Below are 12338 nucleotides of genomic sequence, written 5' to 3'. Positions count from 1 at the left end.
GCACTTTAGAGCAAGTTTACAATAAGATTAACGCTTACCGCTAATGTTTTGTTATTTGATATTAAAATGACTTTATTCTGATGAAAATTTCGTATTTAAATTACTCGTCTTCGTCCAATTTCATGTTTCCGCGATCTTCATGATTGTCTGGATGAGAGTTTGGATATCGGTTTGGAGTAATATCAGAATTGCGATCTTTATTTTCTACCGTTTTATTGGCTTCTTCTTCAGTTGAAACACCTCGATTTGCATTTGGATTTTTAGAATCCGTTTTAGAAATTTTAGATTTAATATCCTCATTTTCGTTTCTAGCTCTTTCCACAATCTTTTTATCTCCATCTTTATCAGACACCAATTCTTTATTGAGTTTTGCGTCTTTTAAATCTTTATCGTGCGAAACGTTTTTTCCTTTAGATTCATCAATATTTTTTTGCGTTCCGTTTATCTTTTTTGTTCCTAATTTATTCGTTTCCATGGCATTTTTCTTTTGAGTTTCTTACCTAATATTACGAATTATAAATCTTAAAACTAAGCGGTTTAACATTGCTTTGGGTTTATAACAGTTCATTTTTCATAATTCACTATCTTTATTTACAACATTTTACGATTTAATTTAATTCTTAGCTTATGAATTTCTTCAAAATCAAAACCAGCTGGTCAAACGCCGAATTCATTTTAATCAAAATTTGTATGGCTTCTATTTATATTTCTGTTGGAAGCTATTTTCATGATTTTTTTCAAAACTATTATTGGGCTTTACTTGAGATTTTTGCTTTTAGCGCCGTATGGTTTATATATCAATGGCTGAAAAAAATGAAAGCGCAAAAGCAATAATTGGTTTCATTTTAAGAAAGAGACTATCTTTGCAAAAAATTAAAAATGCACAGACACTTCATTCTTTTTAAACCGTACGGCTATTTGAGCCAATTTATTTATGAATTAAAAAGAAAGAAAAAGCTTTTGGGCGAATTGCATGATTTTCCAGAAGGAACAATGGCAATTGGAAGACTCGACGAAGATTCTGAAGGTTTGCTTCTACTGACTACCGAAGGAAACATGAGCGAACTCGTGCGAAGCAAAAAAGTCGACAAAGAATATTATGTTCAAGTGGACGGCTTAATTACTCCTGAAGCTATTGAAAAATTACAAAAAGGTGTAGAAATTGGACTTGACGGAGGAAAATATAAAACAAAACCCAGCAAAGCTTTTATTGTAAATGAAATTCCCGATTTTGGAGTAAGAGCCAAAAAAATCAGAGACGAACGTCATGGTCCAACTTCTTGGGCTTCAATCACGGTAAGAGAAGGGAAATTTCGCCAAGTCAGAAAAATGACTGCAGCTGTAGGTTTTCCAACATTGCGTTTGGTTCGTGTACGAATAGGAAATGTATATTTGCAAAACTTAAAAGCGGGCGAGGTTTTAGAAGTTTCGGATTTTCGATTAAACGATTAAACAAATTAACAAATAAACGATAATGCTAAATATAGTTCTTGTAGAACCTGAAATACCAAATAATACTGGAAATATCGGAAGATTGTGCGTAGGCACAGAAAGCCGATTGCACTTAATTCATCCATTCGGATTTGTTATTAATGATAAAAATCTAAAACGTTCCGGATTGGATTATTGGGTTCATCTTGATGTTACCGAATATCAAAACGTTGAAGAATGGATTGCACAGATTCCAGATCATTCTCGCGTATTTTTAATGAGTTCACATTCTGAAAAATCGTATTTGGAAAATGAATTTCAAGATGGCGATTGGCTGGTTTTCGGGAAAGAAAGTGTTGGGTTAAGTAAGGAATTCATGGCGAGATTCGAAAATCATTTAACAATTCCGATGTCACCACTTATTCGTTCTTTTAATATTGCCAATTCTGTCGCTTTTGTAGTTGGCGAAGCTAAAAGACAAATTGGATTACAGAAAATTTAATTGTTTATTTGCTTAATCGGAATAATAATACAAATTAAACTCCTTCTTTAAGCATATGAAAGAAAACATTACTGTAGAGCAAGCATTGAGCAAAGGCAGATGGCAATTAAAACATTTGCCAATGATTGTTACTTTTAGCATTATCTTCGTTTCAATTTACCTTACTTATGCTAAAATAGTAGAAGGATGGATTATTCTTCCTATTGGCTTTCTTTCTGGATTTATATCTGGCTGGCTAGTATGGAGCTATTTTGCAGCTAATTGGAAAATATGGGCTTACGAAAATGTTAGAAATGTTCACGAATTACAGAGAAAAGCTGTTGAAGAAAAATTGATTTGGGAAAAAGGAAACTGGTTAGAAAAAACAGAATTTAAAAACGATCTGCAAAAACAAAAATTAAAACAGTTAGATAAGAAATTTCTAGAAAAAGACATCTTCAAGGATGACATTTCAGTTCCTAATGAAACCCTAATATACTATTCGAAAACTTCAATAATTTTTTCATTAATTATTTATGTAATTATCGGCTTAACAGGTATTTTTCTTGTATTTATAAAACAATATTTTGGACTATTATTTATAGGTTTGAGCTTATACCTAATATACGGAGAAATTAAAAAACTATCCGACAATAAACCTCAGATTATAATTAATGCTCAAGGAATACAATTGAAAGACGATGAACTTGTTTCATGGAAAGATATATACAATGACAGCGTTTTTTTAGATAGAAACCAAAAAAATGCAAAACAGTATTTGGCTTTTAATGATGAAAAAATTGAAATTAACGACTTAGATATAGCGCTTGAGGATTTAGAAAATCTACTTCATGTTTATAGAGTCCGTTTTGAAAAAAGTCTTTAATTCACAATAAACTTCCCTTTTTCAGCATCAAAAACAATATTTTCATCTTTAAATAAATTGCTGAAACTTCCATTCGAAATCAAATTACAAGGCTGATCTTGTGTAATATTTTCTGGCGTCATCATAATCATTTCGTCACTTAACTGAATAGCAAGATCAATATCATGCGTAGAAAACAAAATGCACTTTTGAGTTTCTTGTGTTAGTTTCTTCAATAATTTAAATAAAGAAACTTTATGCAGTAAATCTAAATGAGTTGTTGGTTCATCTAAAATAATTAGCGGCGTATCTTGTGCCAAAGCTCTTGCAATTAAAACTTTCTGCAATTGTCCATCGCTAATTTGAAAATGTTTTTTTGAAGCTAAATGCTCAATTTGCGTTAATTGCATTGCTTCTTGAACTTTTACAACATCTTCATTTGACAATTTATCAACCCAATTGGTATAAGGCTGACGACCTAAAGCAACTAATTCAAAAACCGACAAATTACTTGGTGGCAATTTTTCGGTTAAAACCAGACTTAAATTCTGTGCTAATTCTAAAGGTTTATAATTCGAAATCTCTTTTTCATTCAAATAAACATTTCCCGACAAAGGCTTTTGAATTCCAGTAATCGTTCTCAATAAAGTCGATTTTCCAATTCCGTTTGCTCCGATTAAAGTAATTAGTTTTCCTGCTTCTAAATTCAAATTCAGATTCTCAGCAATATTCATAACACCTTTCTTGGATTTATATCCGATATTTAGATGCGATGTAGTTAGAATTGATTTCATTTTTAAAGGTTCTAAGATTCTGAGATACTAAGGCTCTAAGTTTTTTTTATCTAAATAATTAAAAAATCTGTGCTAATCTTTATATCCCGATCGCTATCGGGAGTGGCTAAACAAATTATTGAAAATTTCTTTTTCTAACTAAAAGCCAAATAACAACCGGCGCACCAATTATAGATGTAATGGCATTTATAGGAAGCGTAACATCTAAACCAGGCATTTGCGAAACAATATCACAAAACAACATTATAATTGATCCAAAGAATAAAGTACTCCAAAACAATATAGTGTGATTACTGGTTTGAAAAGTCAATTTTGCAATATGTGGCACAGCTAAACCAATAAATGCAATCGGACCCGCAAATGCAGTAATTGCTCCAGATAAAATACTAGTTGCAAAAATGATTATTAATCTTGCCTGTTTAAAATTCAAACCCATGCTTTTGGCGTAATTTTCTCCAAGAAGTAATGCATTTAAAGGTTTTATGCTTTTGGCACTTAAAAGCAATCCGATTACAACACAAGTTGTTAAAATTCCGATTGTAGCCCACGAAAGATTCCCAAGACTTCCCATTGACCAAAAAGTAAATTTTTGAAGCTGTTCTGCTGTACTGAAGTAAGTTAGAACACTCACAATTGCTGTGGTAAAACTTCCAAACATTAATCCGACTATCAAGATTGCCATAGTATCGCGCAAACGCTGTGAAACCAATAAAACGAGTAATAAAACTAATGTACTTCCAAAAGTAGAAGCCAAAACAATTCCATACGAAGACAATGCAATTGCACTTAAAAACGAAGGCAAAAACCCAGCTCCTAAAATTACAAAGGCAACTCCTAAACTCGCGCCAGAACTCAATCCTAAAACGTAAGGTCCAGCAAGTGGATTTCGGAACAAAGTCTGCATTAAAAGCCCGCTGATTGATAATCCACTTCCGACTAAAACTGCTGTAATTGCTTTTGGCAAACGGTAATTAATAATAATATATTCCCAAGTCGATTTTGTGGCATGACCTCCAGTCAGACTTGCCACAACATCTTTTAGCGGAATAGTAACCGATCCTAAACTAATGCTTGCAAAAAACATCAATAAAAGACCTAAAGTCAAAACTGCAAATAAAATGGTATTTCGTTTTTTATTTGCCAAATTAATTCAGTTTTGATGCGAAAGTAAATTCGTAACTCGCCAATAAATCAGGATGAAAAATCTTGATATAATCTTTCAACACCAAATCTGGACGGCTTGGCGCTAGTTCGTAATAAACTGTTCCGCCTGTTGCACCTAGTTTTCCTTCAAAATTATAAACACTTTTATTTTTAAAAGCATCAAATTCTCCGTAATGCGGGTTTGCTTTTTGTAGTTCGTCAAGACTTTTAAAAGATCCCGAAGCAATCCAAACATTAGCTGTTTTGGCTTTGTCTAAAACTTTTTCGAATGATAAACCTTCGCTTCCACTTCCCTTTAAATCTGCCCATAAATAAGTTGCTTGAGCATCTTTCATAAACTGTGCGACCCAGCTATTTCCTTTGGCAACATACCAAACATCTTCGTACATTGAACCATACAATACTTTAGATGTTGCAGGTTTATCGGCAACTAATTTCTTAGCCTGATTGTAACTTTCTACGATTTTATCAAAAAGTTCTTTTGCTTTATCTTCTTTTCCGAATAAAGCTCCGTAAAGTTTTATCCATTCTGCTTTTCCAAGAGGAGATTGTTCCATCCAATCACCTTGAATTAGAACATTTAAACCACTTTTTTTCAGATTATCCAACATCGGATTGTTATTATCAACTCCAAAAGTGACAATTAAATTTGGTGCCAATTCTATTAATTGCTCGATATTCAATTTTTCATTTTGTCCAACGTTTTTCACAGAACCTTTGTCAATTAAAGCTCTGGTTTTTTCCGAAGAAATATAATCGGTATGCGGAAAACCAACTAATTTGTTTTCTACTTCCAACATTTCTAAAAATGGAATATTAGTTGTTGAAGTAACCACAACAGACTCTAGCGGAACCTGAATTGAAGTATAAGATTGAAGACTATCTGGAACTTTTGCGTCTTTTTCTTTTAAGATATATTTGAAATCTTTATCTGCATTTGGCCATGGATTTGAAACAGTTACAACAGAATAATCGTCATATTTTACGATTGAAAGTCCTGATGCATATTCGATACTATTTTTGGCATTTATTGTTTTTACAGGTTCTGTTTTTTCGTTCTTCTTACATCCTGTAAGGATAAAAAAAACTGCTGCAAAAATCATTTTAGGGAATATTTGTCTCATGGTTTAGGTTTTGGATGGCACAAAGGTAAAGTATTTTCTATTTTTTTTGTTTACCTTTATTCTTACAAATTTAAACAATTGTATCTTTACAACATGAATACCACAAAAATGAAAATTTGCTCAAGCTGTGATTCTGAATTCAGCTGTGGAGATATATCTGTAGAAACCAAATGCTGGTGCAATGATTACCCGCCAATATTTAATCTTTCTGAAGGAGGCGATTGCCTTTGTCCAATTTGTTTCAAAGAAGCTTGCGAAGATAAAATTGATGCTTATGTCGAAACCATAACTCCGCAAAACGCACCTAAAAACAAAGCCATTTCTTTACCTAAAACTGAAAATTTAATTGAAGGAATCGATTATTACATTGAAGACGGAAAATATGTTTTTAAAACTTGGTTCCATCTCAAAAGAGGAACTTGCTGCGGAAATAACTGCCGACATTGCCCTTATTAATTGTTAATTATAAATTGTTAGTTGTTAATTATTAACTTGGCAGACATATTCTAACTTATAATTTACAAACGAATTAAAATGATTTTTTTAATAACTGGTGGCGAACGCTCTGGAAAAAGCAGTTACGCTCAAAAACTAGCTTTAGAACTTTCCAATTCGCCTTTATATATTGCAACAGCAAGAAAATGGGATTCTGATTTTCAAAACCGAATTGATAGACATCAAAAAGAAAGAGACGAACGTTGGACAAATATCGAGGAAGAAAAATATTTAAGTAAAATTGATTTTTCAGAAAAAACCGCTTTAATTGATTGCGTTACACTTTGGCTGACAAACTTTTTTGTGGACACTAAAAACAATGTTGAATTAAGTTTGGAAGAAGCCAAAAAAGAATTTCTTGCAATTGCTAATCAAAAAAACACTAATATCATTATTGTGACCAATGAAATCGGAATGGGTGTTCATGCAGAAACTCATATCGGAAGAAAATTTGTCGAACTTCAAGGTTGGATGAACCAGTTTCTTGCCGAAAATGCAGATGAAGTGGTTCTGATGGTTTCTGGAATTCCAGTTAAAATCAAATAAAAATATCCAAATTATAAATTCCAAATTCCAAAACTATACTGAGCTTTGGAATTTGGAATTTTCTTTTTTAGAGTTTGACCTTGGAATTTGGGATTTAAAAATTGTAATTTTATAGCATGAGCAATCTAGACGACATATTAAAATCACGCCGTGACACCCGACATTTTACAACCGATGAAGTTCCTGACGAAGTAATTCAGAAAGCTTTGCAGGCAGGTCATTGGGCGCCTTCTGTCGGATTGACCGATGCGACTAGATATTTCCTCATAAAATCTAATGAAGTAAAAACTTCGATTAAAAATCTGTTTTTAGATTATAACAAAAAAGCGGCTGAACTTACCGATAACGAGAAACAAAAAGAATTGTACAATTCGCTAAAACTGGAAGCAATTGAAGAAGCGCCAATCGGACTCATAATTGCTTACGATCGCTCGGTTTTGAACCAATTTACGATTGGCACAATTGGCAGTAATGAAGCCGTAAAATTCAGTTCGGTTTGTGCTGCGCAAAATATTTGGCTTTCGTTAACAGAACAAGGTTACGGAATGGGCTGGGTTTCTATTCTAAATTATTATCAGTTTAAAAAAATCCTCGATTTGCCTGAAAATATAGAGCCTCTTGGCTATTTCTGCATCGGAAAACCAGCTACCAATTACAATAATCAGCCAATGCTCCAGCAATTGAATTGGAAACAGAAATCGGAAGCTCCAATCTGCAAAGAAATTACTGAAATCCATAAAATAAATATTTCTGATTTTGATTTAAAATCGAAAACTGAGATCGAAAATAAAACTGATTTCAATATTCGTTTACAAGAAAAAATAGATTCTAAAACCAAACCTGTTGGTTCTTTGGGAACGTTAGAAACTCTAGCTTTTCAAATGGCAACGGTTTTTGAGACTTTAAATCCGAAAATTGAAAAACCAAACATAGTAGTTTTTGCTGCAGATCACGGAATTGCTAATCATGGCGTAAGCGATTATCCGCAAGATGTGACGCGACAAATGGTAACTAATTTTCTTGATGGCGGTGCAGCAATAAATGTTTTCTGCAAACAAAACGACATACAATTATCTATTGTTGATGCTGGCGTAAATTATGATTTCCCAACAAATACAAAATTAATTAATGCGAAAATTGCAAAAGGAACCCAATCGTTTCTTCATGTTTCTGCTATGAGTGAAACTGAAGTTCAATTGTGTTTGGATAAAGGGAAATCGATTGTAGAAAATATTGCAAAATCTGGTTCTAACTGCATTGGTTTTGGCGAAATGGGAATTGGAAATACTTCTACCGCTTCTGTTTTAATGAGCCTTTTAACAGGATTCTCGATTGAAGAATGTGTTGGAAAAGGAACTGGAGTTTCGGATGAAAAACTAATTCAAAAGCAAAATATTCTAAAAAAAGCTATAGAAAATTATTCCGGTCAAGCCGAATTGATGTCACAACTTGCTTATTTTGGAGGTTTTGAAATTCTTCAAATGGCTGGCGGAATGCTGTCGGCGTTTGAAAACAAAATGCTCATTTTAGTTGATGGTTTTATTTGTACTGTCGCATATTTGATAGCTTTAAAAATAAATTCGAACATTTCAAAAAATGCTGTTTTCTGTCATTGCTCTGCTGAAAAAGCTCATATAAAACTCTTAAATTATCTCAATGCAAAACCAATTTTAAATCTCGATTTACGCTTAGGCGAAGGAACAGGATGTGCTGTCGCTTTTCCTATTTTAAAATCGGCTGAAGTTTTTTTGAATGAAATGGCGAGTTTTGAAAGCGCAGGAATAAGTAAGAAATAGTATTCAATATCAGTTTTCAAAAAAAATGTTCCCTATTATATTTATTCGCATTTTTGTCATTTCGACGAAGGAGAAATCTTCGCAAGTAGCTCCATAACGAAAAGCCAATCTTTGTAGAGTTTCTTATGGAGATTTCTCCTTCGTCGAAATGACATACTAGATCTAAAAAAATCATCTTAAATGAAAAAAGAACTCCATATTTTCTTTACCTGTTTAATGTTCTACACAAGAATTCCATGTCCCAAAAACATTACACATCAGCCAGATTATTTAAATAAAGCCACCAGATATTTTCCCTTTATTGGATGGATTGTTGGGAGTATTTCATTTTTAGCTTTTTATCTTTTTTCATTTTTTCTTTCCACAGAAACCGCTGTAATTTTTGCTATAATAACTTCTGTTTTAACAACTGGAGCTTTTCATGAAGACGGATTTGCTGATGTATGTGATGGTTTTGGCGGCGGTTGGACCAAAGAAAAAATTTTAATTATAATGAAAGATAGCGCTATTGGAGCGTATGGCGCAATTGGATTGGTTTTGCTTTTCCTGGTAAAATTTAAATTGCTTTCAGAATCCATTTCACTTTTTACAACTAACTTTTTTCTCATTTTTCTACTATTTATTTCTGCTCATTCTTTGAGCCGATTGGCAGCAATCAGCATTATTTTTACTCATGAATATTCTCGCGAAGATGCTTCGAGCAAAAGCAAACCTATAGCCAAACAATATACTTGGAAAGAAGTTTTTGGTTCATTTTTCTTTGGATTAGTTCCTTTATTAGCATTCTCTTGTTTTGATCCTAAATTGTTTCTGGCAGTAATTCCAGTTTTCATAACAAGATATTTTCTTGCGAGATATTTTCAGAAATGGATTGATGGTTATACAGGCGATTGTTTGGGCGCAACACAGCAAGTTTGCGAAGTTGTCTTTTACTTAAGTACTTTATTTTTATGGAAGTTTATCTAGTTCGCCATACCGAAACTATTTGCAAGAAAGGTGTCTGTTACGGACAATCTGATGTCGATATTGCTGAGCCTTTTGATGAAATTTTCAGTCGAATTGTTTCAGAATTGCCTTCTGAAGCTATTATTTTTTCAAGTCCTTTAAAACGTTGTACGCTTTTAGCAAAATATATTCGAGAAAATATAAATACCATTTCGTATCAAGAAGACGATCGACTAAAAGAAATGAATTTTGGCGACTGGGAATTAAAAAACTGGAACGAAATTCCGCCAGAAGAACTTAATCCTTGGATGGAAGATTTTGTCAATATTAAAGTTTCAAATGGAGAATCTTTTGTCGAATTACACGAAAGAGTCGGTGATTTTTTATCAAATGAAATTTCAAAAATAAAAGAGCCAATTGTTATCGTTGCTCATGCCGGAATTATAAGAAGTATTTTATGTCATCAAACTTCACTTCCTTTAAAAGATGCATTTAATAATAAAGTTGATTTTGGAGAAGTTATTAGAATCGAGCTATAAATATTCAATTTGTTTGATTATTAAATCTTAAAAGTGAAACAAATTTGAATATTCAATATTTTTAACTTTATCTTTGCAGCAAATTAAGGTTGTGTTTTTAAATTAAAAACACATTAAAAGGGAATCAAGTAATTTCTTGAGCTGTACCCGCAACTGTAAGCTTAGTTCTAAAACGAATGCTTGTTGTAAACTACAAAGCCACTGCCACGCCATGCGTGATGGGAAGGAAAACAACAAGACGCAAGCCAGGAGACCTGCCTTTATAACAAATTATCGAGCTCTCGGGAAAAAGAGTGTAGAAATTATGACTATAAAACTAAAGGTTGTTTTTTGTTTTCTATTGTTGTGCCAGATTACTTTGGCGCAGAAAGATTCTATTAATACTCTGCAAGAAGTCCTAATTTCAGATAAAAATTTAAAAAAATATTCGGTTTCGCAATCTGTTTTAAAACTAAATGATTCTGTAATTAGTAAAAATGAAGCTCTCCTAACCGATTTATTAAATTTCAATTCTACTCTCTACTTTAAAGAATACGGACGCGGAATGCTTTCTACAGTTTCTTTTAGAGGAACAACTTCTTCACAAACTGCAGTGATTTGGAACGGAATCAACATTAATTCCCAAATGAATGGAAGCACCGATTTCAACACTATTTCGGGTTCAGATTATAATTCTATAAGTGTAAAAGCTGGAGGCGGAAGTGTCATTTACGGAAGTGGAGCAATTGGCGGAACAGTACATTTAAATAACGATTTGGTATTTTTTAATCGTTTTGAGAATAATTTAAAACTAGATTACGGTAGTTTTAATACTATTGGGATTAATTATAAAACTTCTATCTCTAATAAAAAATGGAGCACTCAAATCGGATTTTCTAAAAATAGCTCCACAAACGATTATAAATATCTCAATCGCTATACTTGGAGAGGTGAACAACGTTGGAACCAAAACGGACAATATGATATTATAACGCTGAGTGCGAATGTTGGATATAAATTTAACGAAAACAATATTTTAAAACTTTACAGCCAGACTTCCAACACAGACAGAAATACTTCATTAATTACTGAAACAGAAACCAAAAGCAAATACATCAATGGTTTTAATAGAAATTTACTGGAATATGACGGGAATTTCGGAAAGCTGAAAACCAATTTTAAAACTGCTTATATTTTCGAAAACTACCAGTATTTTGCTGATAATAGCACTAAAGATTTTACTTACGGAAAAACCGAAAATCTAATTACCAAGTTAGATTTAGATTATGACTTGTTTGAATCTACCCATGTTAACGGAATTGTAGATTACAGCAGAACCAATGGTTACGGAACGAGTTTCGGCAATCATGTTCGCGAAATCAGCTCGGCTTCATTGCTTGTGAGACAGGATATCGGCAACAACTGGAAAAACGAAATTGGTATTCGAAAAGAATTTACAAGCAATTATAAATCGCCGCTTTTATTCAATTTAGGTTCTTCGTATAAATTTAATGAATGGTACAATTTAAAATTGAATGTTTCTAGGAACTTCAGAATTCCGACTTACAATGATTTGTACTGGGACACAGGAGGGAATCCAGATCTAAAACCTGAAAGTTCCTATCAGGCAGAAATTGGAAACGTATTCACTTTCAAAACCTTTACTTGGACACAGCAATTTTATTATATGAAAATAAAAGATATGCTACAGTGGGTTCCAGGAGCAAACGGAATTTGGACACCTCAAAACCAAGACAAAGTAAATAGTTACGGAACTGAAACATTATTAAGCTGGAAAAAAAGCTACGGCAAAAATAATTTTGTTGCAAATGCTACTTACGCTTATACAATATCGCAAGACGAAGCAACCAAAAATCAATTGTTTTTTGTTCCGTTTCACAAAGCCACCGCTTCTGTTTCTTATTCTAGAAATAAATTAAGCGCTTATTATCAAACGCTTTACAATGGTTTTGTTTATACAAGAGCAGATAATAATCCTGACGAAATCATAAACGATTACCTGATTTCGAATATCGGAATCGATTATGATCTTAAATTTTTAGACTCTTTCAAATTAGGCTTTCAGGTTTTAAACCTTTTCAATAAAGATTACGAAAGTCTAGAAAACAGACCTATGCCGGGTCGCAATTTCAATATGTATTTAACCTTAAAATTTTAA

Annotated in this window: 14 protein-coding genes and 1 riboswitch; of the genes, 10 read left to right on the top strand and 4 right to left on the bottom strand. The window is 32.8% G+C overall.

Going from position 1 to position 12338, the window contains the following annotated elements; all coding sequences use genetic code 11:
• Positions 1-100: 100 nt before the first annotated feature.
• A complete protein-coding gene (locus tag HNP35_RS21795; RefSeq protein ID WP_184167226.1) occupies positions 101-475 on the bottom strand; it encodes a hypothetical protein in 375 nt (124 codons plus the stop codon).
• A gap of 152 nt (positions 476-627) precedes the next feature.
• Between HNP35_RS21795 and HNP35_RS21790 the strand changes: the two genes are divergently transcribed.
• The 4 genes from HNP35_RS21790 to HNP35_RS21775 are packed head-to-tail and all read left to right on the top strand — an operon-like array spanning position 628 to position 2798.
• Positions 628-834 (top strand): hypothetical protein, encoded by a 207-nt coding sequence (locus tag HNP35_RS21790; RefSeq protein ID WP_184167229.1) that lies wholly within the window; start codon positions 628-630, stop codon positions 832-834.
• A 45-nt stretch (positions 835-879) separates the two neighbouring features.
• Entirely contained in the window at positions 880-1452 is a 573-nt protein-coding gene (locus HNP35_RS21785; RefSeq protein ID WP_184167231.1) for a pseudouridine synthase, read from the top strand.
• A 22-nt stretch (positions 1453-1474) separates the two neighbouring features.
• Positions 1475-1933, top strand: coding sequence for a tRNA (cytidine(34)-2'-O)-methyltransferase (locus tag HNP35_RS21780; RefSeq protein ID WP_184167234.1), 459 nt, complete (start codon positions 1475-1477; stop codon positions 1931-1933).
• Positions 1934-1988: 55 nt separating this feature from the next.
• Entirely contained in the window at positions 1989-2798 is an 810-nt protein-coding gene (locus HNP35_RS21775) for a hypothetical protein (protein WP_184167237.1), read from the top strand.
• On the opposite strand, the gene HNP35_RS21770 is transcribed toward HNP35_RS21775, so the two are convergent.
• The 3 genes from HNP35_RS21770 to HNP35_RS21760 all read right to left on the bottom strand — a co-directional run bounded on the left by HNP35_RS21770 (position 2795) and on the right by HNP35_RS21760 (position 5859).
• On the bottom strand, positions 2795-3571 hold the full coding sequence (locus HNP35_RS21770) for an ABC transporter ATP-binding protein (protein WP_184167240.1): 777 nt from the start codon (positions 3569-3571) through the stop codon (positions 2795-2797). The genes HNP35_RS21775 and HNP35_RS21770 overlap by 4 nt on opposite strands.
• 115 nt (positions 3572-3686) lie before the next feature.
• Entirely contained in the window at positions 3687-4715 is a 1029-nt protein-coding gene (locus HNP35_RS21765) for an iron chelate uptake ABC transporter family permease subunit (protein WP_411268075.1), read from the bottom strand.
• A 1-nt stretch (position 4716) separates the two neighbouring features.
• Positions 4717-5859: an ABC transporter substrate-binding protein gene (locus tag HNP35_RS21760; protein ID WP_184167243.1), complete on the bottom strand. Its 1143-nt coding sequence runs from the start codon at positions 5857-5859 to the stop codon at positions 4717-4719.
• A gap of 93 nt (positions 5860-5952) precedes the next feature.
• Here HNP35_RS21760 and HNP35_RS21755 point away from each other — a divergent pair, with 93 nt between their 5' ends.
• The 6 genes from HNP35_RS21755 (at position 5953) to HNP35_RS21730 (ending at position 12338) form a co-directional block, all read left to right on the top strand.
• Positions 5953-6315: a DUF5522 domain-containing protein gene (locus tag HNP35_RS21755; protein WP_184167246.1), complete on the top strand. Its 363-nt coding sequence runs from the start codon at positions 5953-5955 to the stop codon at positions 6313-6315.
• Positions 6316-6393: 78 nt separating this feature from the next.
• The gene (gene cobU, locus HNP35_RS21750) at positions 6394-6900 is read left to right on the top strand and encodes a bifunctional adenosylcobinamide kinase/adenosylcobinamide-phosphate guanylyltransferase (RefSeq protein ID WP_184167249.1); all 507 of its coding nucleotides are present in this window, start codon (positions 6394-6396) and stop codon (positions 6898-6900) included.
• 116 nt (positions 6901-7016) lie between these two features.
• A complete protein-coding gene (cobT, locus tag HNP35_RS21745) occupies positions 7017-8696 on the top strand; it encodes a nicotinate-nucleotide--dimethylbenzimidazole phosphoribosyltransferase (protein WP_184167252.1) in 1680 nt (559 codons plus the stop codon).
• Between the two features lie 180 nt (positions 8697-8876).
• Complete coding sequence (locus HNP35_RS21740) at positions 8877-9662, top strand: adenosylcobinamide-GDP ribazoletransferase (protein WP_184167255.1); 786 nt, start codon at positions 8877-8879, stop codon at positions 9660-9662.
• Positions 9647-10180, top strand: a complete 534-nt coding sequence (gene cobC / locus HNP35_RS21735; RefSeq protein WP_184167258.1) for an alpha-ribazole phosphatase — start codon at positions 9647-9649, stop codon at positions 10178-10180. Before HNP35_RS21740 ends, cobC begins: the two co-directional genes overlap by 16 nt.
• 69 nt (positions 10181-10249) lie before the next feature.
• Positions 10250-10456: riboswitch (cobalamin riboswitch) on the top strand.
• Between the two features lie 28 nt (positions 10457-10484).
• Positions 10485-12338 carry a TonB-dependent receptor plug domain-containing protein gene (locus HNP35_RS21730; RefSeq protein WP_184167260.1) on the top strand — a complete coding sequence of 618 codons (1854 nt, stop codon included), beginning with the start codon at positions 10485-10487 and terminating at the stop codon, positions 12336-12338.

Origin of the sequence: Flavobacterium notoginsengisoli, assembly GCF_014207905.1 — a bacterium.
In the GTDB taxonomy this organism is placed as follows: Bacteria; Bacteroidota; Bacteroidia; order Flavobacteriales; family Flavobacteriaceae; genus Flavobacterium; species Flavobacterium notoginsengisoli_A.
Note: the sequence above shows the minus strand (reverse complement) of the source record. Positions and strands in the feature narration are given on the sequence as shown.